This is a genomic window from Flavobacterium sp., assembly GCF_029945805.1.
Taxonomy (GTDB): Bacteria; Bacteroidota; Bacteroidia; order Flavobacteriales; family Flavobacteriaceae; genus Flavobacterium.
Genome location: NZ_JAQSDH010000022.1, coordinates 14,773 through 39,916, shown reverse-complemented (window position 1 = coordinate 39,916; position 25,144 = coordinate 14,773). Strand labels below are relative to the sequence as shown.

Sequence of the window (25,144 nt, the reverse complement as noted above, 5' to 3'; positions counted from 1 at the left end):
TTTGTTTTGGCATTCACCCCGTTTGCCATTTTGATCATTCTTTTGTCATTTCGACCTAAGGGAGAAATCGCATTAAAGATTCAAAATTGTAATATGTTAAATCGGCGACTAGGCTTTCATTCTTATTACATTTATAGTATCACTAACAAATAACGAAAGACATTCTATATTGGAATGACTAATAATTTGAGAGTCCGATTAAGCCAACATCAGGAAAATTTATTTTCTGGAAATAAAACTTTTGCTTCTAGATATCATGTTGAATTCTTAGTCTATTATGAAAAATTTATTTGGGTTCGGGAGGCTATTGCCCGTGAAAAAGAATTAAAAAAGTGGAGAAGGGAAAAGAAATTAAATTTAATCAGGGAGTTTAATCCAAAACTTGAGTTTTTAAATTCCCATTTTGATGATGTTTTGCGTTGAGTGTTATGTGGTTTCCCCTTTGTCGAAATGACAAAGAATGTTTTGAGTGTATTTTGCGTTGAGGGTTATACAATTTCTCCTTTTTAGAAATGAGAAGTAACTAATACTCTTTCAGCTCAAACTTCTCGCCGTCAAAAACGCCATACGTAAAATAGCCAATCCAATCGCCAAGGTTGACATATTCAGAGTTTTCTCCCACTTGTAAAACCATTGGTAAATGACGGTGGCCAAAAATAAGGTAGTTGTAGTGTTTGGTTTCGAGCTTGCGTTTGGCGTATAAGATTAGCCATTCGTTTTCTTCGCCTAGGAATTTTACGTCGGAATCACCAGAAATGAGTTTGTTTTTTACCGAAAGGTGTTGTGCCAATTTTACGCCGATATCTGGATGCAACCAGCGGTAAAGCCATTTTGAAAACGGATTGGTAAACACTTTTTTCATGCGTTTGTAGCCTTTATCACCTGGCCCTTTTCCGTCGCCGTGACCAATTAAAAACGTTTTTCCGTTAAATTCATATTCTTGATTATTGTGATAAACGGGAATATTAAGTTCTTTTTGAAAGTAATCACCCATCCATAAATCGTGGTTTCCCACAAAGAAATAAATTGGAATTCCGCTGTCACGAATTTCGGCAAGTTTACCAAGAACCCTTACGAAACCTTTAGGAACAACGGTTTTATATTCAAACCAAAAATCAAACAAATCACCTAAAAGAAAAATGCATTCGGCATCGTTCTTTACTTCATCAAGCCAAGCAACAAACTTTTGTTCGCGCGGAAAACTGGCTTCGGGCGTGGGTGCGCCAAAGTGTTGATCGGAAGCAAAATATATTTTTTTGTTGGGAGAAATAGTCATTAATCGTTTAGATTATTCGTTATCTGAAGCGTACCATTCGGCAAAAGACGTATCTGTTTCTTGTAATTTTAGCGAATGTAATTTAATGTCATTCGGCAAACGACTTTTAATTTTTTGGGCAAAATCAGTCACCATCTTTTCGCTTGTTGGCTGATAATCAACTAAAATTACATGATGGCCGCGGTTTTTTAATTCATTTGCCAGTTCAACATGAGGCGTATTTTTATTAAAAACAGTAGCATGGTCAAAAATATCTACAATTTCTTCTTTTACAATTTTCTTCAAATCTGAAAAGTCGATTACCATTCCGAATTTTACATTGGTGTTATCCGAAATCGGTTGACCAATAACCGTAACCGAAAGTTTATAGCTGTGTCCGTGCACATTTTTGCATTTACCATCATAGCCATAAAGCGCGTGTCCGGTTTCGAAAGAAAATTGTTTGGTGATTCTAATGTTACTCATGAAGAAATATTTTAGGCTACAAATTTAGTAAATAAAACTACTGTTCGTTTCGTCTATTTTTAGCACGGTGATACATCCAAAACGCGACACCAACAATTAGTGCGAATGGTAAAACGGTTCCAATCCAAACGCCTATTGCATATCCATTGTCAGGAGCATTCTTTATTTTTTCGTTGACATCAATTTGTTGAATAAGTGAAAATAAGGGCATATTTTTTATTTTTTAAATTGACTTAAAGCTTCTTTGGTGAAATCAGAAAGCACTAATTTTCCAGAAATTGCGGCTCTTTCGTATAAAAGTTCGTCCCAATTTTCAGTTCCTTCCCAAAATACTTTTTTCATTTCGACTAAGGCTTCCGGATTGTAGAATGCTAATCTTTCTGATAAATGGGCAACGGCGTCATCAACTTCGGACATACTGTCAAAAAGGTCCGCATACAATCCTTTGGTTACAGCCCAATCAGCAGATTGCCAAATCGTAGGTTGCAACGTTAGTTCAGTCATGGCAGTTTTGCCAATTTTTCTGGAAACTGCAGGTTCAATCACAAAAGGTCCGATGCCAATAGCGATTTCAGATAATTTTACAGCAGCGTCTTGGTGTGCAAAAGCAAAATCACAAGCTGCAATTAGACCAACGCCGCCGCCAACAGCTTTTCCCTGAACTTTTCCTATAATGACTTTAGAACACTTACGCATTGCATTAATCACGTTCGCAAATCCTGAAAAGAATTTTTCTCCGTCTTTTAAATTGGTTATCGAGAGCAATTCGTCAAATGACGCTCCTGAGCAAAAGGTTTTACCTTCGCTTTGTAACACAACAACATTGACATCGGAATTAGTAGAAATTGTATTAAGTTCGTCCGTAAGTTTCTTTAATAATTCACTTGGAAACGAATTGCTTGCGGGATGGCTGAACGTTATTGTTGCGATTTTATCTAGAATAATTACGGTGATTGTGCCTTGTTCAGAAGTTGTCATAACATTTTTATTTGTTGTGCAAATTTACAAAAAAAAGAAGGTTGCCTTTTGGGCAACCTTTAAATATTTTAATTTTTTAAGTTACGGATTTTGTTCAAACGATTGATTTTCATTTTTATCCGCATGTCTAGCATTTAATGCCAAATTATCTGCATTAACAATCATCGCCACAAAACTGATATTTTCTGAATTAGTGAAATTGCTTGGTATTGGAAAAGAAAATGATTTAGTGATTGTTTGACCCGAGTTTGTATTTTCAACAATTGCATCGCCTAGCAAATCGGTGATGCTCTGTCTAAGTACATGATTGTGTTCGTAATTTTGCACCGGATTGATATTCCCATAATAGGAAGTATAATTAGCTTGGTAATGGAGTAAATGATTTTCAAGAGCATACACTACTATTTTTAAGCCAGTATAGTTTTGTGCAAATTTTAAATTAACATCAAGATTTACTATTCCATTTGCAATGGTTGACGATAGGGCAATTCCGAGACCAGCGTTATTACCTGTTAAGCTTTTTGCTTGTTGCAGATTTGATGGTTCGGGAGAAGTCCAAACTATTGTTCTATTCAAACGCGATTGTGGCAATTCTAAATCAGATCCAGGCATTATCAAATCTTTCAACGGTTGAATACCGGCAAAATGATATGGATCATTTCCGTTATGAATCGCCACTGAAACAACCTTGTCTGATTGCTCGTACATTTGATCAATTGCATGAGATACTCTGGTACAGTTGCCGCACCAAGTTCCAGTATAATCTTCAATTAGAACACGTTTTTTGAAATAGCCGGAAACAGGCGGCGCTGTTTCGGTATCGTCAGGGACATTTTCAATCACTTTCGTATCACTGCAAGAAAAAATAGTGATTAAGGTAAAAAACGATACAAATACTTTTATTGTTTTCATTGCAAAGATTTATTTTAAAGATTAGCAAAATAACTAAAAAAACTTCAATCTTAAACTTATTATATCTTTATTTGTAAAACAATCTAAACTAAACATGAAAAACGTACTCATTGCCTTATTTTTCTTTATAGAAATTACAGCTTTTTCTCAAAAGCAAATGCCAAATATTTCATTATCAGATATTGATGGTAAAAAAACCTCCGTTACAACAGATTTTGTCGAGAAGGATAAAATCTATATTTTTTCATTTTGGGCTACTTGGTGTACGCCTTGTATCAGTGAACTTGATGAGATGAATGATCTTCAGGAAGAGTGGAAAAAAACATTGCCAATTGAGATAGTTGCCATTTCTACCGATGATTCTAGGACGCAAAAAAGAATTAAACCATTGGTAAATGGAAAAGGCTGGGAATACAAAATTTTATTAGACAGTAATCAGGAATTGAAAAGAGCTTTAGGTATTGTGAATATTCCGTATACGTTAGTTGTGAAAAATGGTGTTATAGTTCATATTCAAAATGGTTATGTTCCAGGAAGTGAAAATGAGTTATTTGAAAAACTTAAGACGCTTTAATCCATGAAAAGACTTATTTTATTTGGACTGTTAGCTTCATCGACAGCTATTTTTGCTCAGGAAAAAGATAACGGAACTGTTTCAGGTGGATTTGAATCGAATGCGCAATGGTACTTAAATGACACAGGATTACTGGATGAATTTTACAATCCGGTTGTACATCCGGAAAATCCAATACGCTCCAACAACTACTTATTCGTTAATTACAAAATCAAGAATTGGACTTTTGGCGTTCAGGGAGAAGGCTATTTTCAGGATGCGCTTCTGAACTATAATCCAAAGTATAAAGATGCCAATATTGCTACTTATTTTGCCCAATTTAAAAATGAGAAAATAGATATTACAGCTGGTTATTTTTATGAGCAATTTGGTAGCGGTCTGCTTTTAAGAACTTGGGAAGACCGAGCTTTGGGAATTAATAATGCTTTGCGCGGTATTCGATTTATATACAAACCAACTACTTATTTTACTTTAAAAACGCTTTACGGGCAACAGCGTACTGGTTTTGATGTTTCGGAAGGAAAAATTTATGGAACTGATGCGGAATTGTCGCTTTCAGATATTTTTAAGTTTGAGAAAGATGAATTGTCCATTGGTGTAACTTATGTGGGTAGAGATGAAAAAACAGACATTCCTGATCCGAAGTTTAATGATTTGACTAATTCTTTTGCCGGACGATTGAACTTTACGCATGACTCTTTTTACTTTTCAACGGAGTATGATTATAAATCGAAAGATGCTGTAGTTCAGGTTAGAAATCAAATCGATAATAATTTGATTAAACCCGGAAGTGCGTTGTTGCTTAATATGGGATATTCTAAAAAAGGATTTGGTGTTGATGGTACATTCAGAAGATTAGAAAACATGAGTTTCTTTTCGGAAAGAATTGCTAAAGGAAATCAATTCAATGATTTAATCATGAATTATGTGCCAAGTTTAACCAAGCAACATCATCTTAATTTGGCTAATATTTATGTGTATCAAGCACAGCCAAATGTAATTCTAAATGACGTAAACTTGGTTAAAGCTGGAGAAATTGGCGGTCAGATTGATTTGTTTTATAACTTTAAGAAAGGAACATCTTTAGGAGGAAAATACGGAACTAAGGTTGCCTTAAATTATTCGCAATATCACGGTTTAGGAGGTGAATTTTATATCTTCTCACCGCAGGATTACCAAACAGATTTTTTTGGTTTTGGTAAAAAATATTTTTCAGAATATAATATAGAAGTTACAAAAAAGTGGAATGATAAGTGGCAATCTAATTTTAGTTTTATTCATCAGTATTATAATAAAAAATACATACAGGAAACTGTTGGTGAAGTGAATACCAATATATTGGGAGCTGAATCTACCTATAGATTTAATGGAAATAAATCTGTCCGAGTACAAGCGGAACACATGTGGGCGGATAGTGATAAGAAAAATTGGGCTGCGTTGTTAGCTGAATTCAATCTTGGTACTAAATATACTGTTTATGTTTCTGATATGTATAATTATGGGAATGATGATTCTAAATTACGCCATCACTACTACAACATTGGAAACTCTTATCGATACAAGTCAACACGAGTAGCTTTAGCTTACGGAAGACAAAGAGGCGGATTGGTTTGTGTTGGAGGCGTTTGTCGCTTTGTTCCCGAGAGTACAGGAGTTTCACTTTCACTGAATACAAGTTTTTAATAGAAATTGATTACAATAAAAAAGCCCCATCATAATTATGATGGGGCTTTTCAGTATTAAAAGTTTTTGTTACTTCTTAATAATTTTCAAGGCTGCTTTTTTGCCTTCCTCGTTTGTGAAATTCAAAATATATAAAGCAGCATTCAAATTTGAAACATCCAAATAGTTGTATCCTGCAGTATAGCTCAAAGCTGTAATTGTTCTTCCGTTGATGTCATAAAGTTCTGCTTTTCCATTTGAATTGGCGTCAAACTCTACTTGCGAACTTACCAATGTTGATTTAACATCGACACCCATATTGGCCAAAGCATTTGTTGAAACACCTAAAATAGCATATCTGTAAGTAAAAGTTATAGAAGCACCAACTTCAGCTCCGAAAGAATTTACCATATAAAACTTTAGAACGTATTCCACATTGCTCGTTCCATTTCCGGGATTATTGTTAATGAAATGATCAAAGTTTCCGTTTTGGCCATTGGCAGGGACAACAGAATTACCACTAGCAGGATATGAGTTTCCAACGGTAAGTGTACCTACACAAATTGGATCGATACAAAACTGAAGATTACTTCCGTCTGCATTACTCATGCTAATAAGTTTCATTTTTACATTAATGTTACTATTAGAGCTGTTGTAAATTTTCAATCCCAAATAAGCTGGGTCTGAAGATGAAGCTGTTGCTGGATCTCCCAATGAGGAGAAAGTAAGAACGTCTCCATTAAGAATAGGAGTTCCATCTAACTTCTTCATTGTCATTTGAGAAAAAGACAAAAAGGTATAAAAACACGCGATGACAACAAATATTTTTTTCATAATGATTTAATAATATGAGTTCTTAAAATTATTTTACCAATAAATGTTTGCTGTATGAACTTATTTCACTAGCAATATTTACGATATATTCTCCTTTAGAAACTCCTTTAATCGGCAATAGTAGCGTTTCATTATCTAAAATCTCTTTTTTAGCGCTTAGAATTGTTCTGCCTAGCATATCAAAAATGGTGATTGTATAACTACCGCCAATTAGATTAGCTATATTAATTTGATCACTTGCAGGGTTTGGATAAATATCAAAAGTTGTCAGTTGGCTATCATTCAAAGCTAGTGTCGCAAGCTCAACTAATTGTGAATTAACGACTTCTCCAGTCGTTTGATCAATTAAAATCAAGACAGCATGCATATTATTAACATTGCTTGTTGTTGGTACGGTATAATTAAATGTATAGCTTGCTGTTTGTCCATCACTAATAGTTGATGGTATAGAATTTTCTTGTCCAGCATAACCACCTAATAAAGCTCTCCCAACATGGTTATATGTCATTTGAGCCGCAGGAACAGGATTTGCTAATAATTCATATCCACCCATTACTCCGTTAGCACCGCCTGAATAGTAATTTGTTTGTCTATATCCTGTAGCCGTTCCTGTAACACCATCTTCCGTTATAACAACGCCTAATCGGTAGTTGGCAGCTGAAAAAATAGTTCTGAAAGTAGCATTTGCGTTAATTGTAATTTGAGAACCATTTACAGCACCTGTTGCATTTAGGCTAACCGGCGTAGTTAAGGTTTTTCGCGCGTTTAAGTTACTAACCATTGTAGATTGACTAACATCAGCCCCTTTAACAACTCGATCAACATTCATTCCTGGGAAACCAGAAAAATCTGCACCACCATCATATTCCGTAAGCATCATAGGATCTTGATTATGTACAGCAACACCCACAAATTCATTTGGATAAGTTGTGTCCATATAGCTCATTGCAATAGAGCCTCTAGGGCACCAGCCGCACCAAGTGCCAGTTCCTTCTTCAAAGAATACTTTTTTAAATGAAGCCTGGCTAACCGTGTTAAATTTGGCAACACCTACATTATTAGTTGGCACAGCGTCTGCGTTACCATTAACCGCAGTTATGCTTAATGCTAAATTTTTCTCTACAACAGTACCATATGATACTGTAGTTGGGTGATTTACCGTGCTCGTTGCTCCAACAGCTAAGTTTTTATTTACGGTAACAGAATGATCTATACCATCATTCCAATTAATAGTTAAATTAGTTATGGGATTGCTTCCAGTATTTTTAACCGTAAGCGTTAATGTGTTATTTGTATTTAACAAACTGTATCTATTCAACTTAGCAGAAACCAATTGAACGTCGTTTGCGGCTAAACTTTTTACCTTAACATTGTCAATTACAAGGAAGTAGTTGTCAAAACATTCAAAATGTCTAAAACTTACAAATACGGTTTGACCGATGTAACTGGTAAGATTTAAAAAACGATTAGCTAAAGTACCATTTGCTACTGTAGTTTCATACACTGGAGTGGAGGCAGTAATTGCAGCGGGATCATTTGATGTGGTTACATAAACCGCATAGTGTTCGGCCGGCCAACTTCCATTGGTAATCTGATCAAAAAACAAATATAAATTTGCATCAGTCACTGTGCTTAAATTAATTGCTGGAGAGGTAACCAAATTGTCAGGAGTTACACCGATTTGTGCAGCATCATCATAAGAAAATGACAGTAATGAACCGCTGCCAAAAGTAGTATTAATAGAAGAAGCGTTTAGTACGGACCATTGCAATCCATCACTATTTAAATCAGATGTTGTCCATCCATTTAGAGCTCCAGCGTTAAAGTCTTCTGAATAGTAAGTGGTTTGCGAATAACCAATTAGAGAAGTAAAAAATAAACCAATTAGTAAAGTAATTTTTTTCATGAATAAAGTTTAGTAGTGGTTAGTATATAGATATTAAAATAATTGCAATTATACAATTTTTTTTTTCTAATCTATTGCTTTAGAATGATTTATTTGCAGTTTAAATTTTCTGTATTAATAACAAAAAGTATATATTTGCGAAACAATTATGGGGGATTAGCTCATTTGGCTAGAGCGCTTGCCTGGCAGGCAAGAGGTGGTCGGTTCGAATCCGATATTCTCCACGAATAAACTGAAAGTAGGCTAAACTAAAATAGCTTGCTTTTTTTAGTTTAGTTGGATTTCTGTTTTCAAAGCGTCGCTTTGAGGAAAAACGAAGTTAATCCGATATTCTACACAGAAAAGGTGTTTCGTTTTCTGAACGATACTGCCTTACTCTCTATAGCAATTAGCTTGAAGTACAATCTGGCACCAAACTATAGTAATCCACTAGACTGTTGCTCAATTCTCGCTTCTATTTCTCTTTTTTCAAATCTTCGGCTACTTTTTCGAGTTCAGCATACCAGTCTTCTCCAAATCGCCGAATCAACGCTTCTTTAACAAATTTATATACCGGAACTTCAAGTTCTTTTCCTAAAGAACAAGCAGGATTACAAATATCCCAACGGTCGTAATTTACAGCCGCAAAATCGCTAAAATCTTTTACACGAATTGGATATAAATGACAAGAAACTGGTTTTTTCCAATTTACAATTCCTTGATTATAAGCTTGTTCAATTCCGCAAAGCGCTGTTTTTCCGTCAAAAATCACATAGGCGCAATCTTTATTGTCAATAAGTGGCGTTTCTAAATCTTGATCCGTTCCCACAACCCAAGCTCCTAACCTTTCAATAGCTTCAATGCCTTCTTTGCGAAGAAATGGTTTTATTTTAGGATAAATCTCTTCTAGAATTTTAGTTTCTTCGATAGTTAAAGGCGCGCCCGCATCACCATCAACACAACATGCGCCATGGCAGGCAGAAAGATTGCATACAAAATCTTTTTCGAGAATATCTTCAGAAACGATGGTTTTGCCTAATTGAAACATGATGAATTTATGATTTACAACTGCAAAGGTAATTTCAAAAGCAGTTATAAACGATTAAAAAGCTAATTTTGTAAAAAAAATTAAACAATGAATTTTGATTTTAGAGAAATAGTTACTGCCACAATGGTGCTTTTTGCCGTGATTGACATCATTGGAAGCATTCCGGTAATTATAGGATTAAGGGCAAAATTCGGTCATATCCAATCTGGAAAGGCTAGTCTAGTTTCGGCTGGAATTATGATTGCCTTTCTTTTTGTTGGTGAAGAAATTCTAAAATTGATTGGTATTGATGTGAATTCATTTGCTGTTGCCGGTTCGTTTGTGTTGTTTTTTTTAGCTTTGGAAATGATACTCGGAATTCGATTATATAAAGATGAGCAGGCCACTTCGGCTTCCATTGTGCCTATCGCATTTCCTTTGATTGCAGGTGCCGGGACTATGACAACTCTGCTTTCGCTGCGCGCCGAATTTCAATCCATAAATATAATTTTTGCTATACTTTTAAATATTATCTTGGTGTATTTGGTTTTGAAATCCTCGGCCAAAATTGAAAGAATGTTAGGCGAAAACGGACTAAGTATCATTCGAAAAGTTTTTGGTGTTGTCCTTTTGGCCATCGCTGTTAAATTATTTGCTACTAATGTTAAAGGACTATTTGTGTAACACCAAATTTTAGTATTTTTGTTGTCTAAATTAATTACATGAAAATTTTTACCACAATTTTGATTTTTATTGCTTTTGGGTTGGTGATTTTTAATTTGACTTTGCTAGATTTTGACAAACCTTTTGAAGGCAACAGTATGGCTGCTTTAATTGGTATTTCAGCTTCTATGTGCGCCATTCTTATTCTTCTGATTTTTAGAATGTCAAAAAAAATTGAAGAAAAATCTAAAAACTAAATCATGTTTGATGTTTTAATTCTTGGTGGTGGCGTTTCTGGGATGTCCTGTGCTTTGGTATTGGGTTCAGCGCATAAGAAAGTATTCGTTGTAGATAAAAAAATCGGTATTATTACACATCAAAAAACATCCAGTCTTCAAGAGGCTGTATTTTTTAATGCATACGGAATTGCTCCAGGAAAATTGGGCTCAGAATTATTGAACGAAAGCGTTCAACATTTGCAAGAATCGTATCCGCATGTAATCCAAATAGAAGGTGAAAAAGTCCTGAAAGTTTCAGGTGAATTCCCAAGTTTTACAGTTACAACTAATAAGAATTCATACCAGACAAAAGCTATCGTTGTAGCGATTGGATATTCCAACACCTTTAATATTGAAGGGTTAAATCAATATATTGAACCGCATAAAAAAGCACTTGCCGAAAAGCAGCGAATCCAACTTAAAAACGAGGATCACAAAGTGGTTAAAGGTATCTATGTTACTGGGACGCTTTCAGGATGGAGAAGTCAATTGAGTATTGCTGCCGGAAGTGGCGCTGCGGTGGCAACAGATATTCTCACATTGTGGAATAATGGTATTTCATCTCAAAGCCACGACTCAATTAAGAAGTAGATTCTTTTTGGCGGTTAAACAATCCACAGAATGATAATTTTATTATCTTGCTGATTAATTTGGCAATAGTGCTATTCAACCGAACCCGATAGTCATGAAAAAATCACTTCTGTTTGTTCTATTTATTTGCTCTAGCGCGATTTTTTCGCAAAACAAAAAAATAACGGATACAATTACTTCGCAACGACTAAAAGAAGACCGCGAAATAACTATCGGTTTACCACCGTCGTATGCTAAAAATACCAATCAGAAGTATCCGATTTTAGTACTACTTGATGGCGACTTTCTTTTTGATCCTTTCCAGGGTGCTTTGAGTTATGGATACTATTGGGATGATTTGCCTGAAGTTATAATCGTTGGAATTAGCCAAAACAAAAACAATGAGCGTGAAACCGATTGTATGGTTGACGAAACAACAGGTTTGCCATCAGAAAAAGGGGAACAATTCTTTGAATTTATTGGAATGGAATTGATTCCGTACATACAGAAAAAATACAGAACGGCGCCATTCAAAATGATTGCTGGATTAGATACTACTGCTGGTTTTTTGAACTTATATTTATACAAAGACAATCCTGTTTTTGATGCCTATATCTCAATGAGTCCAGAACTTCCCGCTGAAATGGAAGTAAATATTCCTGAACGATTAGCAGCTGTTCAAAAGCCGATTTTTTATTATCATTCTTCTGCGGATGGTGATGTAAAAAAAATGCGTAATAGAATTATTGCCTTAGATGAACAAGCAAAAAAAGTAACCAAAGAAACACTGAATTACAGATTTGACGATTTCAAAGGTGCATCGCATTATTCGTTGGTTTTGAATTCGATTCCGAGTGCATTGTACCAGATATTTTCGGTTTATCAACCCATTTCCATTTCAGAATTTAATGAAAAAATCGCAGTATTGCCTTCAGGATATGTTGATTATTTGATTAAGAAATATGATGTAATCGAACAATCTTTTGCACTAAAATTGGCAATTCGTTTAAACGATTTCAAGGCTATTGAAGCAGCAATCCTTAAAAACAAAGCGTACGATGAATTCGATAAGTTATCCCAACTCGCCCGAAAAAATTATCCAAAATCAATGCTTGCTGATTATCAATTGGCACAGATGTATGAAAAAAAAGGAGATAATGCAAGAGCTGTAAAATCATATTTAGCTGCTTTTCAAAAAGAAGAAATTGGAGATTTAACTAAGGATATGATGATTGAAAGATCAGATGAACTTAAAAAATCAATGCCTAAAAAAGGTAAAAAAGGGAAAGAAGAACCAGTAGTAGAAGATACTCCGACGGATACTCCGGCTGAAGGAACGCCAACAGAAACGCCAACTGGAGAGAAAAAAACAGAATAACTCAGCCTAAATGTCTAAAATAAAAACGACTTTTTTTTGTCAAAATTGTGGTGCTCAATATGCCAAATGGCAGGGACAATGCAATTCGTGCAAAGAATGGAATACTATTGCCGAAGAAATTATTCAAAAAGAAGAAAAAGCAAGTTGGAAACCCACAACCTCTGAATCTAAAAGGGTTTCCAAACCCTTAAAAATTAAGGAAATTGATTCTACTCAGGAAATCCGAATGGATACTACTGATGGCGAATTAAATCGCGTTCTTGGTGGTGGAATCGTTCCCGGTTCGCTGATACTATTGGGGGGCGAACCTGGAATTGGAAAGAGTACTTTATTGCTTCAAATTTCTTTAAAATTACCATACAAAACGCTTTATGTTTCAGGCGAAGAAAGCCAAAAGCAAATAAAAATGCGCGCGGAACGAATCAATCCGGAAAGCGATAATTGTTATATTCTGACCGAAACCAAAACACAAAATATTTTCCGACATATTGTTGAAACGGAACCTGATATTGTAATCATCGATTCCATTCAAACGTTGCATACCGATTACATTGACTCCACAGCCGGAAGCATTTCCCAAATTAGAGAAACTACGGCAGAACTTATAAAGTTTGCTAAAGAAACCAATATTCCTGTTATTTTAATTGGACACATCACTAAAGACGGAAATATAGCTGGACCAAAAATCCTAGAGCACATGGTCGATACGGTGCTTCAATTTGAAGGTGATCGGAATCATGTGTATCGAATTTTACGCTCGTTAAAAAACCGTTTTGGTTCTACTGCCGAATTGGGAATTTATGAAATGCAAGGTTCTGGTTTACGAGAAGTTTCGAATCCGTCTGAAATATTAATATCGCACCGCGAGGAGGAACTTTCTGGAACTGCAATTGCTTCAACTCTTGAAGGAATGCGTCCCTTAATGATCGAAATTCAGGCATTGGTGTCCACCGCAGTTTATGGAACGCCACAAAGAAGTACAACAGGTTATAATGCCAAAAGACTCAATATGATTTTGGCTGTTTTGGAAAAACGTGCTGGTTTCCGCCTCGGTACCAAAGACGTTTTCCTGAATGTAACCGGCGGAATTTCAGTTGATGATCCAGCGATTGACCTGGCTGTTGTGGCTGCGATTTTGTCGTCTAATGAAGATATTGCAGTTGGTAAAGATGTTTGCTTTGCAGGTGAAGTTGGTCTTTCGGGTGAAATTCGTCCCGTAAACCGCGTAGAGCAGAGGATTCAAGAAGCTGAAAAATTAGGATTTGCTACTATTTTTGTGTCCAAATACAATAAAATTGCCACAAAATTTCCTGGTATAAAAGTGGTGCTGGTTTCCAAAATTGAGGAAGTAGTCGAACAATTATTCGGATGATTTTAGACTCAAATTTTAGAATTTTTTGCGGATAATATGTAACGTAGAAAGGAGCACTTATAATTATATTTGTTCATAAACGGAATACAATAAATGTTTTAAAAAAGCGTTTTAAATAAATACACCACTATTTATGAAAGCAAGATTCCTATTCCTTTTTTGTGCCTTCTCTTTTTTAACTTCCTGCTCGGATAATCATTTTCGTCAATTCGACTTATTGCCTGAGGATCAGCGCTGGCAATCCTCTGATAAAAAAAATTTTGAGTTTGACATTCAGAATGATGCCCAAATGTATAACATCATCTTTCAGTTTAGTCATATTTACGGCTATCAGTTTGCTAGTATTCCGTTACAAGTTTCCATTGAAAGTCCTGATGGTAAAACAGAAGAACTAAACATAGATTTAAAAATTGCAGACGATTCAGGAAAACAGCTCGCTGAATGTTCTGGCGATGTGTGTGATTTATTTTATAAGATTAAGGAAAAAACAAAAATGCAGAAGGGAAAGTACAAAGTCACAATTTCACATAGTTTCAAAGGGCCATATCTTCCCAATGTAATCGGACTTGGACTTGCAGTTGAAAACGTAAAGTAAGATGAAAAAAACAAAGCGCAAAGCACTTCTCCTTCTTAAAGTCATTGGCGTTTTACTGCTACTAGGTGTAGTGTTTCTTTTTTCTTTTAGAAATACCATCTTAAATAAAGTCATTCACCGTGTTGCTGTCCAAATCGAACATGATTACCAGTGCGTTTTTACAATTCAAAAAGCTGAATTTCAAGGCTTAACTAATGTGCAATTCCAAAATATTGCTCTTGTTCCCAAAAAATCGGATACTTTAATCCATATAAAAGAACTTAAAACCAGTGTGAGTTTATGGAAGCTTTTGGTTGGTGATGTTCAGTTGGGAAAACTCGAAATTCGCGACGGCTTCATACAATTAGTTAAAGACAAAAATGGAAGTAATTATGAGTCTTTCCTGCGTTCCAAAAAGGAGAAAAAAGAGAGCGTTGAGGTAAATTATGCCCGACTTCTGAACCGAATTTCGTCGCGATTATTAGATTTGGTTCCGACCGATATGGAAGTGAAAGGGTTTGCCGTCAGGATAAATGATAACGGTAACAAGGTTATTTTTGATTTCAATCGTTTGGCTTTAGCCGATAAAAAACTCAACACTATAATTCAAGTAAGTTCCGATGGTTTTTCACAACAATGGACGATCAAGGGTTTTGCTGATCCTAGAGACCGAAAAGCAGAATTAACTTTTGCCAATGCCCAAAACGACACGATTAAAATTCCGTACATCGACAAAAAATTCAAGCTTATAACGGGCTTTAAATCCATTCACTTCAATCTGAAAAATATTGCAATGGAAAGTGGCGAACTGCATATTGAAGGCTATTCGTCTATTCAGAATTTATTTGTAAACAATCCAAAAATTGCGAGTAAAAATGTTGTTGTTCAGAATGCTCGTTTTGATTACCATTGTGTTGTTGGCAAGCGATTCATAGCTTTAGACAGCTCTTCTACTATCCAGCTTAACGCTATTAAATTCCAGCCTTATCTTTCTTATACAAACGATAAAGATAAAATTTATGCCTTGAAGGTAAAGATTTCAAAAATGAAAGCCCAAGATTTTATTGAATCACTTCCGAGTGGATTATTCAGTCATTTTGAAGGTATGGAAGCACAAGGAAATTTTAGTTATTCGTTGAATTTTGAATATAATAATCACAAACCCAAGAATATTATTTTTGAAAGTACGCTTAAATCTGAAGGATTAAAAATTATAAAATATGGTGAAGCCAATCTCAACAAACTTAACGGCGAATTTACGTATCGCGCTATAGATAAAGGAGTTTTACAACGGCCGGTAATCGTTGGTTTCGGAAATTGGAATTATACACCGCTAAGCGAAATTTCACCGTTTATGCAAAAATGTGTCTTGACCAGTGAAGATCCTTCTTTTTATTCCCATCGTGGATTTATTAATGAAGCGTTTAAAGAATCGATTGTTAAAAACATTAAAACTAAGAAGTTTTCACGTGGAGCAAGTACGATAAGTATGCAGCTAGTGAAAAATATTTTTCTTACTCGTGAAAAAACTTTATCTCGTAAATTAGAAGAGATTTTGTTGGTTTATATTTTAGAAAATAATCACATCAGTTCGAAACAGCGTATGTTTGAAGTGTATTTTAACATCATAGAATGGGGACCAAATGTATACGGAATTGGCGAAGCAGCACAATTTTATTTCCAAAAAAAAGCCTCCGATTTGAATTTAAATGAATGTTTGTTTTTAGCGACAATAATACCGAATCCAAAAGGCTTTATGTATCGTTTGGAAAATGATCACGAACTGAAACCTTACGCTAAACAACAGCAAAAATTCCTTACTAAAGTTATGTTTCGCCGAAATCTTTTGGTTGCAACTGATACTATTGGTAATTTCCCGTTTTCAATTGCAGGTCCTGCAAAACTATTTTTGAAGCAAAAACCAACAGCCGCAGAGATCGAGGTAAATTCGATACAAGAGTTTGAGTTTTAATTGGTAGCAGTACAAAAGAGTAGATTTTAGATAACAATTTGATTGCAAAGATTTTATTCCTAACTTTACCTCACTAAAAAATTCTTGCTATGAAAAAATTTCAACTCTTACTTTTTGGATGTCTTCTAACATTGTCTGCGCAAGGACAAACTGTAGCTTTGCAAAGTTTTGCTACCGGATTTACCGCTCCGACCGAAATCACGCACCCTGTTGGAGATTCGCGTCTTTTTGTAGTGCAGCAGGCTGGAAGTATTAAAATTTTAAATGCCAACGGTACAGTAAACGCAACTTCATTTCTTTCATTGGGTTCTACGGTTGTACTTTCTGGTGGAGAACGAGGTTTGTTAGGTTTGGCCTTCCATCCAAATTATGCTACTAATGGTTATTTCTATATTAACTATACTCGTGCTGGAGACGGTGCGACTGTAATTGCTAGATATTCTGTTTCTACGACTGATGCCAATGTTGCAAACGCTAGTAGTGGAACAATTTTATTGACCATTGCGCAACCTGCAAGTAATCACAATGGCGGAACTATCAAATTTGGTTCAGATGGATTCCTTTATATTGGAATGGGTGATGGTGGTTTTGGTGGTGATCCAGATAATCGAGCGCAAAACATAAATGACAATTTAGGCAAAATATTGCGTATTGATGTTGACTCTGCGTCGCCTTATGGCATTCCGCCAACTAATCCTTATGTTGGTATTGTTGGAAATGATGAAATATGGTCTATTGGGATGCGAAACCCATGGAAATTTTCTTTCAACAGATTGAACGGTGATTTATGGGTTGCAGACGTAGGTCAAAGTGCAGCGGAAGAAATTAATAAAATATCTAGTCCGTTGCCAGTTGGATTAAATTTTGGATGGCGCTGTTACGAAGGTAATTTAATTTATAACAATACTGCAGGCACTTGTCCAGCATATGCTTCAACAGTTGCTCCTTTAAGTCAATATGGTCACGGTTCTGGCAGATGTTCGATTACAGGAGGCTATGCCTATACTGGTTCAATGTATCCTAATTTTGCCAATAAGTACTTCTTTGCGGATTATTGTACTGCTGAAATTGGTTATCTAACTGGAACTTCTAGTACGATAACTTGGGCGATTAACCCAGCGGGTTCTATTACTACTTTTGGAGAGGATGTGAATGGAGAACTTTATGCTGCTGTAGGTGGAACTATTTTCAAAATTATGGATTCCTCGCTAGGCACCAATAATTTTAATAAAAATGGTTTAAGCTTTTATCCAAATCCGGCGAAGACCGAAATCTTCATTAAAAACACATCGGAAACTACGCTTTCGAAAGTTAATATTTATGATTTAACGGGCAAATTAGTTTTGACTCAACCAATCCAAAATACTGAAATTTCCTCTGTAAATATTGTTAAATTAACAGCTGGATTGTATTTACTATCGGTGGAAGATTTCACAGGAAATCAATATAAATCTAAATTAGTTGTTGAGTAAAAGTCAATAATAATTTGACCTTTAAGGCGCAGGATTCGGAATCAATTCTTGAACTTTATTAATTGCTGTAATAATTTCGGGAGTTAGAACCGTTTCAAAAGCTACTATGTTTTCTTGAAGTTGTTCCAAAGTTGTGGCGCCAACTATGGTTGACATGACGAAATCTTGTTGATTTACAAATGCTAGTGCCATTTGGGTCAAAGTTAATCCATTTGCTTTTGCTATTTCGTTATATAATGTTGTGGCTTTGTAGCAGTTATCATTTGCGTATCTAGTAAACTGTGGAAATAAACCCAAGCGTGAAGTAGGTAAAGTACCGTTCAGATGCTTTCCAGTTAAAAAGCTAAATGCTAGCGGAGAATAAGCCATAAGACCCACATTTTCACGCATGCCAATTTCCGAAAGCCCTACTTCATACAAACGATTTAGCAATGAATAAGGATTTTGAATCGTTACAATTCTTGGTAAATTGTGTTTTTCGCTTTCACTGATGAATTTCATTACTCCATACGGATTTTCATTAGAAACGCCAATATGTTTGATTTTTCCTTCTTTTATTAATCCGTCATAAATGCTCAACACTTCAAATATATTTTCGTTCCAATTGGGATCTATTTTTGAAAGACCGCGTTGTCCAAACATATTCATAACACGTTCGGGCCAGTGCATTTGATACAAATCAATATAATCGGTTTGGAGGTTTTTTAAACTCAATTCAACGGCTTCGTGTATGTTTTTCTTTGAAAAATCTAAAGGATTTCTAATGTAAGCCATTCCTCGGTTAGGCCCCGCAATCTTAGTAGCAACGACTAAATCGTTTCGTTTTCCTGATTTTTTCAACCAACTTCCAATATAGCGTTCTGTGTTGCCAAGTGTTGCTTCTCGGCTGGCAATAGGATACATTTCGGCAGTATCAATAAAATTAATGCCTTTATCAATGGCATAATCCAACTGGGAATGTGCATCGCTTTCCGAGTTTTGTTCTCCAAAAGTCATTGTTCCAAGACAAATTTTGCTAACCTTTATATTTGTATTCGGTAGAGTAGTATAGTTCATTGTAGTAGTAGGATTTTACAAAAAAGTCATCCGTTGAAGATGACTTTTAAATAACTTTATTTTAATATTTAGTTCAATAAATTGGTTACAAAAGAGGGATACACTCCGATGATGATATTCAGTAAAATTGCTACAACGGCCACAGCATAATATACAAATGGAATTGCTTTTCTCTCTTCGGAAGCTTCTTTGGTATACATTGCCAAAATCAATTTGAAATAATAGCCAACACTGATGATGGAGTTAATCACAGCTACGATAACAACAAATAAATAGCCCGCTTTTATAGTATTGGTAAACAACATAAACTTAGCAAAGAATCCTGAAAAAATCGGAATTCCTGCCATAGATAAAAGGGAAGCTGCAAGTACCGCTGCTAGTAATGGATTTGTTTTACCAAGACCGTTAAAGTTTAAAATATCTTGATTGTCTTTGTCTTTGGTCACATAAATGATAACTGCAAACGAAGCAATTCCGGCCAAAGCGTATGCTGCGGTGTAATATAGCAATGTAGGTGCGGCGGTTGTTAAACTCAGCAATGCCATCACCATAAAACCGGCATGAGAAATACCGGAGAACGCGAGCATTCTTTTTACATTCTTCTGACGTAAAGCCATTATATTTCCAACCGTCATAGAAAGTATAGAAACAACGACAATAATCGTTTGGAATGTTGGAACCATATTAGTAGGCAATCCTAAGCCAGATAGCAGTTTGTATAAAGTCGCCATAGCAACAACTTTAGCCAATGTACTCATCGTGGCAGTAGTCATAGAAGGAGAACCTTCGTAAACATCTGGAGCCCAAAAATGAAAAGGAGCAGCTGCAATTTTGAATAACATTCCGATAACGATCAATGTTACTCCAATTGGAAACCAAACTGGAGCACCGGTTCCTTGAGACAAAGCGTAGATGCTTTCTAAGTCAAAATATCCGGTAGCACCATACACTAAACAAATTCCAAATAATATAAAGCCAGAGGCGAATGAACCCATCAGGAAGTATTTCATTCCGGCTTCATTACTCTTGATATCTAATCTTCTGCTTGCCGCCAAAATATATAACGAGATGGAAAGGATTTCAATTCCAAGAAAGAACATTGATAAATTTCCGAAAGAAACCATCGCGATAGAACCTGCTAAAAGGAAAATTTTAATCGCAATAAAATCAGAAATCTTAGTAGGATGTTCTTTGTAAAAATCACCACTTAAAGCAACTAAAAATAGTGTTAGAATAATAAATAAACTTGAAAATGCTACCGAAAAATTATCTACTATAATCATGCTGTTATAGTGCGACGAAGGATGGTCAAATTCAGAAACAGTAAGTCCAAGAATAGCTAAAAGTCCAAGTATAGCAACTGGAACAATTAGTTTTCTTAAATTAAAGATTTCAGCGATAAGGCAAAAAACACCTAAACCTGATACAGCAATTAATGTATTCATTTTGGACTTAGTTAAATCTATTAATGTTTGATAAAATTTCTTTTAAACTTGGTGTAACCAAATCTACTAAAGGTTTTGGATACAATCCGAAGAATAATAAAAAGGCAATAATAACTATCAAAGTAATCGCTTCATTAGTTGTTACATCTGCGAAAATTTTGGTATTTGTTTCTCCTAACATGGTGTTTTGGAACATTTTCAACATATAATACGCTCCTAAAATAATTGTGCTTCCACCTAAAATTACGAACCAAATATTGATTTGACTTAAGCTGTACAATACCGTAAATTCACCGACGAAGTTGAATGTTCCTGGCAAAGCCACAGAGGCTAGAACCAAAATCATAAACATAGACGAGAACTTTGGCGTTTGGGCACGAATTCCTCCCATTTCAGCAATTTTACGTGTTCCGTATCTTCTGAAAATTATTTCAGCGACAAAGAACAATCCAACGACAACGAAACCGTGCGCAATCATTTGTGAAACCGCACCGCTTAATCCGTCAAGCGTTAAAGTGTAACAGCCTGCTGCTATTAAACCAACGTGTGCTAAAGAAGAATAAGCCAATAATTTTTTGATGTCTTTTTGACGCAAAGCCAAAATCGAACCATAAATTACTCCCGCTATACTTAATCCGATTAGAATTGGCATATAGGTTCTTGCAGCTAATGGCGCTATGGGTAGTTGCCAACGAATAACACTGTACAATCCCATTTTAAGCATAATACCTGATAAAAGCATCGTTCCAACAGCTGGTGCTTTTTGGTACACTTTTGCCTGCCATGTGTGGAAAGGAATAAGTGGAATCTTGATAGCGTAAGCGAGGAAGAAGGCAAAGAAAATATAAAATTGTTCTGTTGCTGATAACTTCAATTTGTACAAATCTTCTAGTAGGAAACTGTCTGCTTTTGAATACAAATAAACGAAGCCAACCAACATGAATAATGATCCTGCAAGGGTATAGATGAAAAATTTCAATACTGCTTTCTTGCGTTCGTCAGCTTTTCCATTACCCCAAATTAAGGCGATAAAGTAAATCGGTATCAATGCTAATTCCCAGAATATATAATACAATAACCCGTCAGCTGCCAAGAAAGTTCCTGTCATGGCAAACGTCATGAAAAGTACTAATGCGTAGAAATTTTTCGAGTTTTTATAGGTATTCCCAAACGAAGAAAATATAATTAGTGGCGTTAACGCCGTTGTCAATAAAACCATTGCCATCGAAAGTCCGTCAGCTTTAAAATATAAGGCAACTTTTGGCATGTCAATCCAATCCGCCATGAAACTGATATCTCCACCAGTGCTGTATTTTAAAAGTAAATTCAGCGTTACGCCAAGGGCACCTAAACTAAAAACAAGGGCCACTTTTGAAGCTAATTTGTCTCCGGATAAGTAGGTTGCTAAAGCACCGATCAGTAATAAAATTAATATAGTAGTTACATCCATTATGTAAAAATTATTGAACTATAAATAAATAAGAAACTATGGCAACAACGCCGATTACAAAGGCAAATAAATACAACCCTATACTTCCGGTTTGTAATTTTTTCCCTTGTACACTAATGCCGTAAGCAGCAGTTCCGAAACTGAAAACTATTTTTCCTAAAGCGGGTTCCAATGTTGTTCTAAAGAAATTAGACAAGCCGTTCATTGGTTTTACAATTAGGAAAGTGTAAAATTCGTCAACGTAATATTTATTATAAACGGTTTTGCTGAAGCCTGTAATTTCTGAATCTTCATTAGGTACAAATCCTTGTTTTATGTATTTTGAATACGCCCAAATAATAGCAAAAATAGCTCCGGCTAGTGCAATTCCCATCAAAATGAATTCCTGAGTTCCCAAGTGATGCGCTTCGTGTTTTGTGGCTAAAATTGGTTCCAAATAATGATTCAACCAAGAACTTCCAGGAAGATTAATTGCACCACCAATTGCTGCTAAAATCGCCAAAATCACCAAAGGAATGGTTATTAAACTTGGACTTTCATGTAAATGATGTTTTTGCTCTTCGGTTCCTCTGAATTCTTTGAAGAACGTCAAATACATCAAACGGAACATATAGAAAGCCGTCATTATGGATGCGATAGAGGCTACAGCCCATAGCACTTTGTTATGTTCGAAAGCTACCAGTAAGATTTCATCTTTAGACCAGAAGCCTGCAAATGGGAATATTCCAGCAATAGCCAATGTTGAAATCATCATGGTCCAAAATGTGATTGGCATCGCCTTGCGTAGACCGCCCATTTTTCGCATATCTTGTTCTCCGTGCAATCCGTGAATTACAGAGCCCGAACCTAAGAATAAACAAGCTTTAAAGAAGGCGTGTGTTATAACGTGAAATACGGCTACATTGTAGGCTCCCAATCCTAATGCTAAGAACATTAATCCCAATTGAGAAACGGTAGAATATGCCAGTACTTTTTTGATGTCATTTTGAAGTAAACCAATTGAAGCAGCAACCAAAGCTGTTGCAGCACCAACAATTGCAATTATGTTTTGTACTTCTGGAGTTAAATCGAATAAGAAATTCATTCTAGTAATCATGAAGATACCAGCCGTTACCATCGTTGCCGCGTGGATTAAGGCCGAAACTGGAGTTGGTCCCGCCATAGCGTCAGGAAGCCAAGTATAAAGCGGCAGTTGCGCCGATTTCCCACAAGCTCCTATGAATAAACAGAAAGCCGCTATAGGAAGTATCATTTCTTGAAATTGTGTCAATTCATTTACTTTTATAAAGTTTGACATTCCAGAAAAATTGATTGTTGAAAACGCAGCGCCCAAAGCAAAAATTCCAATTAGGAATCCTAAATCTCCAATTCTATTCATGATGAAAGCTTTATTCGCTGCATCGTTATAGGGTTGGTTTTTATACCAAAATCCGATTAGAAGATAAGAACACAGTCCAACGCCTTCCCATCCAATAAACATTACCAACAAGTTGTTTCCGATAACAAGTGTAATCATGAAGAATACAAAAAGATTTAAATACGCAAAAAACTTGTGCATATTTTCGTCATCGTGCATGTAGCTAATCGAATATAAGTGAATCAAAGAACCAATTCCAGTGAGGAATAACAACCAAAGAAGCGATAATTGGTCTAATAAAAGTCCGAAGTCCAACACGAAGTTATGAACTGAAATCCAATCAAACAAAGAGATTTCAATTGCTTTTCCGGTGGATTGTAATTGTGTGAAGAAATAAATGCTAAGCAGGAACGAAACCAAAACAGTTAGCGTTCCGATTGCACCTGATATTCCTTTGCTTACTTTTTTTCCAAAGAAAATATTAAAAAGAAACCCAGCAAATGGCGATAGTAGTAGTAGTAAAGCTAAATTTGTATCCATTGCAGATTATCCTTTTAAGTTCTTTAAATTAGCGATATCAATTGAGCCTATATTTCTAAATACAGAAACCAGAATGGCCAGTCCAACCGCAACTTCAGCAGCAGCAACTGCCATCGAGAAGAATACGAAAACTTGTCCTTCTGCATCCTGATGAAAAGTAGAAAATGCTACAAATAATAAGTTTACGGCATTCAGCATGATTTCAATTGACATGAAAACGATGATTGCATTTCGTCTGTATAAAACTCCAAAAACCCCGATACAAAACAGCAGTACCGAAAGGAAAATGTAGTTTTCTATACCTATTTCATTTAAAATATTATTCATTATTTCTTCTCTATTTTTTCTTTTTTAGACAATAAAACAACACCAATCATTGCTACTAACAATAGGATAGAGGCAAATTCAAACGGAACCATATAATCGTTGAGCAGTACTTTTCCAAGTGTTTTTATGGATTGAAAATCTTCTCCAGAAACATCGTATTCACCCATAATTGTTTTAGAATTGATGAAAACGGTAACTAAAACAACACTGATTAAAATGAAAACGGTAATTGCTCCAAGTCTTGTAATACGAGGTTTGTGGACTTCATCTTCTCTATTTAAGTTCATCAACATGATGGTAAATAAGAAGAGAACCATAATAGCTCCAGCATAAACGATGACTTGAACCATAGCCAAAAACTGTGCATTAAACATTAAGTAATGACCCACGATTGAAATCATACAAATCACCAAATAAATAGCACTGTGTATAGGATTTCTGCTGTAAATCGTTAGAAACGCAGAACCCAATGTAATGGTTGACAGTATATAGAATGTAATTAATAGTGCTGACATTAGTTTGCGTTTTTAAGTTGAGCATTTTTCATCGCCATATCTAAAGGCATAACCAATTTATCTTTTCCGAAAATAAAATCTTCCCTGTCATAACTAGAAGGAACCAATTCTTTGGAAATCGTTAAATAAATAGCGTCTTTTGGACATGCTTCTTCGCATAAACCACAGAAAATACAACGCAACATATTGATTTCATAAATCGATGCATATTTTTCTTCGCGGTACAACATTTCTTCACCCGGTTTGCGTTCTTCTGCTTTCATAGTGATCGCTTCTGCTGGACATGACAAAGCACATAAACCGCAAGCCGTACAGTTTTCACGACCCAATTCATCGCGTTTCAACATGTGTTGACCACGATAAACAGGGCTGAATTCGCGCACTTGTTCTGGATATTGAATTGTTGCTTTTTTTCTAAAAAAGTGTTTGATGGTAATGGCCAATCCTTTAACGATGGCTACCAGATACAATCTTTCCCAAAACGTCATTTCCTTGTTGGAAACCTGTTTTTTTCTACCGGAAAGCGATATACTTTGTATTGATGCTGACATAATTTCTTTTC

Annotated in this window: 26 protein-coding genes and 1 tRNA gene; 12 read left to right on the top strand and 15 right to left on the bottom strand. The window is 35.6% G+C overall.

Annotation, left to right across the window (positions count from 1 at the left end; all coding sequences use genetic code 11):
- The first annotated feature begins 168 nt into the window (after nt 1-168).
- Nucleotides 169-423 carry a GIY-YIG nuclease family protein gene (locus PSU83_RS05260; protein ID WP_300587965.1) on the top strand — a complete coding sequence of 85 codons (255 nt, stop codon included), beginning with the start codon at nt 169-171 and terminating at the stop codon, nt 421-423.
- 100 nt (nt 424-523) lie between these two features.
- On the opposite strand, the gene PSU83_RS05255 is transcribed toward PSU83_RS05260, so the two are convergent.
- The 5 genes from PSU83_RS05255 to PSU83_RS05235 all read right to left on the bottom strand — a co-directional run bounded on the left by PSU83_RS05255 (nt 524) and on the right by PSU83_RS05235 (nt 3,631).
- The gene (locus tag PSU83_RS05255) at nt 524-1,276 is read right to left on the bottom strand and encodes a UDP-2,3-diacylglucosamine diphosphatase (RefSeq protein ID WP_300587513.1); all 753 of its coding nucleotides are present in this window, start codon (nt 1,274-1,276) and stop codon (nt 524-526) included.
- A 12-nt stretch (nt 1,277-1,288) separates the two neighbouring features.
- Nucleotides 1,289-1,741, bottom strand: a complete 453-nt coding sequence (locus tag PSU83_RS05250) for a 6-carboxytetrahydropterin synthase (protein WP_300587510.1) — start codon at nt 1,739-1,741, stop codon at nt 1,289-1,291.
- Nucleotides 1,742-1,778: 37 nt separating this feature from the next.
- Nucleotides 1,779-1,952 carry a hypothetical protein gene (locus tag PSU83_RS05245; RefSeq protein WP_300587507.1) on the bottom strand — a complete coding sequence of 58 codons (174 nt, stop codon included), beginning with the start codon at nt 1,950-1,952 and terminating at the stop codon, nt 1,779-1,781.
- 5 nt (nt 1,953-1,957) lie between these two features.
- Nucleotides 1,958-2,719, bottom strand: coding sequence for an enoyl-CoA hydratase/isomerase family protein (locus tag PSU83_RS05240; RefSeq protein WP_300587505.1), 762 nt, complete (start codon nt 2,717-2,719; stop codon nt 1,958-1,960).
- A gap of 81 nt (nt 2,720-2,800) precedes the next feature.
- Entirely contained in the window at nt 2,801-3,631 is an 831-nt protein-coding gene (locus tag PSU83_RS05235; RefSeq protein WP_300587503.1) for an Omp28-related outer membrane protein, read from the bottom strand.
- A 94-nt stretch (nt 3,632-3,725) separates the two neighbouring features.
- On the opposite strand from PSU83_RS05235, the gene PSU83_RS05230 reads away from it, so the two are divergent.
- Both PSU83_RS05230 and PSU83_RS05225 read left to right on the top strand, forming a co-directional pair.
- Nucleotides 3,726-4,205 carry a TlpA disulfide reductase family protein gene (locus PSU83_RS05230; protein ID WP_300587500.1) on the top strand — a complete coding sequence of 160 codons (480 nt, stop codon included), beginning with the start codon at nt 3,726-3,728 and terminating at the stop codon, nt 4,203-4,205.
- Between the two features lie 3 nt (nt 4,206-4,208).
- Nucleotides 4,209-5,888: a DUF6029 family protein gene (locus PSU83_RS05225; protein ID WP_300587497.1), complete on the top strand. Its 1,680-nt coding sequence runs from the start codon at nt 4,209-4,211 to the stop codon at nt 5,886-5,888.
- 69 nt (nt 5,889-5,957) lie between these two features.
- On the opposite strand, the gene PSU83_RS05220 is transcribed toward PSU83_RS05225, so the two are convergent.
- Nucleotides 5,958-6,701: a T9SS type A sorting domain-containing protein gene (locus PSU83_RS05220; RefSeq protein ID WP_300587494.1), complete on the bottom strand. Its 744-nt coding sequence runs from the start codon at nt 6,699-6,701 to the stop codon at nt 5,958-5,960.
- A 28-nt stretch (nt 6,702-6,729) separates the two neighbouring features.
- A complete protein-coding gene (locus PSU83_RS05215; RefSeq protein ID WP_300587491.1) occupies nt 6,730-8,607 on the bottom strand; it encodes an Omp28-related outer membrane protein in 1,878 nt (625 codons plus the stop codon).
- 150 nt (nt 8,608-8,757) lie between these two features.
- Between PSU83_RS05215 and PSU83_RS05210 the strand changes: the two genes are divergently transcribed.
- Nucleotides 8,758-8,831, top strand: a tRNA-Ala gene (locus tag PSU83_RS05210).
- A gap of 230 nt (nt 8,832-9,061) precedes the next feature.
- On the opposite strand, the gene PSU83_RS05205 is transcribed toward PSU83_RS05210, so the two are convergent.
- Nucleotides 9,062-9,634 (bottom strand): DUF3109 family protein, encoded by a 573-nt coding sequence (locus PSU83_RS05205; RefSeq protein ID WP_300587489.1) that lies wholly within the window; start codon nt 9,632-9,634, stop codon nt 9,062-9,064.
- 87 nt (nt 9,635-9,721) lie between these two features.
- Between PSU83_RS05205 and PSU83_RS05200 the strand changes: the two genes are divergently transcribed.
- From PSU83_RS05200 to PSU83_RS05165, 8 genes are all read left to right on the top strand, one after another.
- Nucleotides 9,722-10,297 carry a MarC family protein gene (locus PSU83_RS05200; RefSeq protein ID WP_300587486.1) on the top strand — a complete coding sequence of 192 codons (576 nt, stop codon included), beginning with the start codon at nt 9,722-9,724 and terminating at the stop codon, nt 10,295-10,297.
- 38 nt (nt 10,298-10,335) lie between these two features.
- Complete coding sequence (locus PSU83_RS05195) at nt 10,336-10,533, top strand: hypothetical protein (protein WP_300587483.1); 198 nt, start codon at nt 10,336-10,338, stop codon at nt 10,531-10,533.
- A 3-nt stretch (nt 10,534-10,536) separates the two neighbouring features.
- Nucleotides 10,537-11,145, top strand: coding sequence for an FAD-dependent oxidoreductase (locus tag PSU83_RS05190; protein WP_300587480.1), 609 nt, complete (start codon nt 10,537-10,539; stop codon nt 11,143-11,145).
- A gap of 94 nt (nt 11,146-11,239) precedes the next feature.
- Nucleotides 11,240-12,502, top strand: a complete 1,263-nt coding sequence (locus PSU83_RS05185; RefSeq protein WP_300587477.1) for an alpha/beta hydrolase-fold protein — start codon at nt 11,240-11,242, stop codon at nt 12,500-12,502.
- Nucleotides 12,503-12,512: 10 nt separating this feature from the next.
- Nucleotides 12,513-13,874: a DNA repair protein RadA gene (gene radA, locus PSU83_RS05180; RefSeq protein ID WP_300587475.1), complete on the top strand. Its 1,362-nt coding sequence runs from the start codon at nt 12,513-12,515 to the stop codon at nt 13,872-13,874.
- Nucleotides 13,875-14,007: 133 nt separating this feature from the next.
- Nucleotides 14,008-14,469 (top strand): hypothetical protein, encoded by a 462-nt coding sequence (locus tag PSU83_RS05175; RefSeq protein ID WP_300587471.1) that lies wholly within the window; start codon nt 14,008-14,010, stop codon nt 14,467-14,469.
- A 1-nt stretch (nt 14,470) separates the two neighbouring features.
- A complete protein-coding gene (locus PSU83_RS05170; protein ID WP_300587469.1) occupies nt 14,471-16,420 on the top strand; it encodes a biosynthetic peptidoglycan transglycosylase in 1,950 nt (649 codons plus the stop codon).
- A gap of 89 nt (nt 16,421-16,509) precedes the next feature.
- Nucleotides 16,510-17,892, top strand: a complete 1,383-nt coding sequence (locus tag PSU83_RS05165; protein WP_300587466.1) for a PQQ-dependent sugar dehydrogenase — start codon at nt 16,510-16,512, stop codon at nt 17,890-17,892.
- 21 nt (nt 17,893-17,913) lie between these two features.
- On the opposite strand, the gene PSU83_RS05160 is transcribed toward PSU83_RS05165, so the two are convergent.
- The 7 genes from PSU83_RS05160 to PSU83_RS05130 all read right to left on the bottom strand — a co-directional run bounded on the left by PSU83_RS05160 (nt 17,914) and on the right by PSU83_RS05130 (nt 25,133).
- The gene (locus PSU83_RS05160) at nt 17,914-18,948 is read right to left on the bottom strand and encodes an aldo/keto reductase (RefSeq protein WP_300587464.1); all 1,035 of its coding nucleotides are present in this window, start codon (nt 18,946-18,948) and stop codon (nt 17,914-17,916) included.
- Nucleotides 18,949-19,016: 68 nt separating this feature from the next.
- Nucleotides 19,017-20,393, bottom strand: a complete 1,377-nt coding sequence (locus PSU83_RS05155; protein ID WP_300587462.1) for an NADH-quinone oxidoreductase subunit N — start codon at nt 20,391-20,393, stop codon at nt 19,017-19,019.
- Between the two features lie 7 nt (nt 20,394-20,400).
- The gene (locus tag PSU83_RS05150; protein WP_300587459.1) at nt 20,401-21,843 is read right to left on the bottom strand and encodes an NADH-quinone oxidoreductase subunit M; all 1,443 of its coding nucleotides are present in this window, start codon (nt 21,841-21,843) and stop codon (nt 20,401-20,403) included.
- Nucleotides 21,844-21,853: 10 nt separating this feature from the next.
- Complete coding sequence (gene nuoL / locus PSU83_RS05145; RefSeq protein WP_300587455.1) at nt 21,854-23,740, bottom strand: NADH-quinone oxidoreductase subunit L; 1,887 nt, start codon at nt 23,738-23,740, stop codon at nt 21,854-21,856.
- 6 nt (nt 23,741-23,746) lie between these two features.
- Nucleotides 23,747-24,067, bottom strand: coding sequence for an NADH-quinone oxidoreductase subunit NuoK (gene nuoK / locus PSU83_RS05140; RefSeq protein WP_300587453.1), 321 nt, complete (start codon nt 24,065-24,067; stop codon nt 23,747-23,749).
- Nucleotides 24,067-24,582: an NADH-quinone oxidoreductase subunit J gene (locus PSU83_RS05135; protein ID WP_300587451.1), complete on the bottom strand. Its 516-nt coding sequence runs from the start codon at nt 24,580-24,582 to the stop codon at nt 24,067-24,069. The genes nuoK and PSU83_RS05135 overlap by 1 nt, the downstream gene beginning before the upstream one ends.
- Nucleotides 24,582-25,133, bottom strand: a complete 552-nt coding sequence (locus PSU83_RS05130) for an NADH-quinone oxidoreductase subunit I (protein ID WP_300587449.1) — start codon at nt 25,131-25,133, stop codon at nt 24,582-24,584. Before PSU83_RS05130 ends, PSU83_RS05135 begins: the two co-directional genes overlap by 1 nt.
- Nucleotides 25,134-25,144: the final 11 nt, after the last annotated feature.

What these genes read in the sequence shown, in the direction of transcription:
- PSU83_RS05225 (WP_300587497.1), top strand. Translation starts at nt 4,209, where the DNA reads ATGAAAAGACTTATTTTATTTGGACTGTTAGCTTCATCGACAGCTATT.
- PSU83_RS05230 (WP_300587500.1), top strand. Translation starts at nt 3,726, where the DNA reads ATGAAAAACGTACTCATTGCCTTATTTTTCTTTATAGAAATTACAGCT.
- PSU83_RS05195 (WP_300587483.1), top strand. Translation starts at nt 10,336, where the DNA reads ATGAAAATTTTTACCACAATTTTGATTTTTATTGCTTTTGGGTTGGTG.
- PSU83_RS05220 (WP_300587494.1), bottom strand. Translation starts at nt 6,701, where the DNA reads ATGAAAAAAATATTTGTTGTCATCGCGTGTTTTTATACCTTTTTGTCT.
- PSU83_RS05240 (WP_300587505.1), bottom strand. Translation starts at nt 2,719, where the DNA reads ATGACAACTTCTGAACAAGGCACAATCACCGTAATTATTCTAGATAAA.
- PSU83_RS05235 (WP_300587503.1), bottom strand. Translation starts at nt 3,631, where the DNA reads ATGAAAACAATAAAAGTATTTGTATCGTTTTTTACCTTAATCACTATT.
- PSU83_RS05205 (WP_300587489.1), bottom strand. Translation starts at nt 9,634, where the DNA reads ATGTTTCAATTAGGCAAAACCATCGTTTCTGAAGATATTCTCGAAAAA.
- PSU83_RS05255 (WP_300587513.1), bottom strand. Translation starts at nt 1,276, where the DNA reads ATGACTATTTCTCCCAACAAAAAAATATATTTTGCTTCCGATCAACAC.
- PSU83_RS05245 (WP_300587507.1), bottom strand. Translation starts at nt 1,952, where the DNA reads ATGCCCTTATTTTCACTTATTCAACAAATTGATGTCAACGAAAAAATA.
- radA (WP_300587475.1), top strand. Translation starts at nt 12,513, where the DNA reads ATGTCTAAAATAAAAACGACTTTTTTTTGTCAAAATTGTGGTGCTCAA.
- PSU83_RS05170 (WP_300587469.1), top strand. Translation starts at nt 14,471, where the DNA reads ATGAAAAAAACAAAGCGCAAAGCACTTCTCCTTCTTAAAGTCATTGGC.
- PSU83_RS05130 (WP_300587449.1), bottom strand. Translation starts at nt 25,133, where the DNA reads ATGTCAGCATCAATACAAAGTATATCGCTTTCCGGTAGAAAAAAACAG.
- PSU83_RS05215 (WP_300587491.1), bottom strand. Translation starts at nt 8,607, where the DNA reads ATGAAAAAAATTACTTTACTAATTGGTTTATTTTTTACTTCTCTAATT.
- PSU83_RS05155 (WP_300587462.1), bottom strand. Translation starts at nt 20,393, where the DNA reads ATGAATACATTAATTGCTGTATCAGGTTTAGGTGTTTTTTGCCTTATC.
- PSU83_RS05165 (WP_300587466.1), top strand. Translation starts at nt 16,510, where the DNA reads ATGAAAAAATTTCAACTCTTACTTTTTGGATGTCTTCTAACATTGTCT.
- PSU83_RS05160 (WP_300587464.1), bottom strand. Translation starts at nt 18,948, where the DNA reads ATGAACTATACTACTCTACCGAATACAAATATAAAGGTTAGCAAAATT.
- PSU83_RS05190 (WP_300587480.1), top strand. Translation starts at nt 10,537, where the DNA reads ATGTTTGATGTTTTAATTCTTGGTGGTGGCGTTTCTGGGATGTCCTGT.
- PSU83_RS05250 (WP_300587510.1), bottom strand. Translation starts at nt 1,741, where the DNA reads ATGAGTAACATTAGAATCACCAAACAATTTTCTTTCGAAACCGGACAC.
- PSU83_RS05200 (WP_300587486.1), top strand. Translation starts at nt 9,722, where the DNA reads ATGAATTTTGATTTTAGAGAAATAGTTACTGCCACAATGGTGCTTTTT.
- PSU83_RS05175 (WP_300587471.1), top strand. Translation starts at nt 14,008, where the DNA reads ATGAAAGCAAGATTCCTATTCCTTTTTTGTGCCTTCTCTTTTTTAACT.
- nuoK (WP_300587453.1), bottom strand. Translation starts at nt 24,067, where the DNA reads ATGAATAATATTTTAAATGAAATAGGTATAGAAAACTACATTTTCCTT.
- nuoL (WP_300587455.1), bottom strand. Translation starts at nt 23,740, where the DNA reads ATGGATACAAATTTAGCTTTACTACTACTACTATCGCCATTTGCTGGG.
- PSU83_RS05185 (WP_300587477.1), top strand. Translation starts at nt 11,240, where the DNA reads ATGAAAAAATCACTTCTGTTTGTTCTATTTATTTGCTCTAGCGCGATT.
- PSU83_RS05135 (WP_300587451.1), bottom strand. Translation starts at nt 24,582, where the DNA reads ATGTCAGCACTATTAATTACATTCTATATACTGTCAACCATTACATTG.
- PSU83_RS05150 (WP_300587459.1), bottom strand. Translation starts at nt 21,843, where the DNA reads ATGGATGTAACTACTATATTAATTTTATTACTGATCGGTGCTTTAGCA.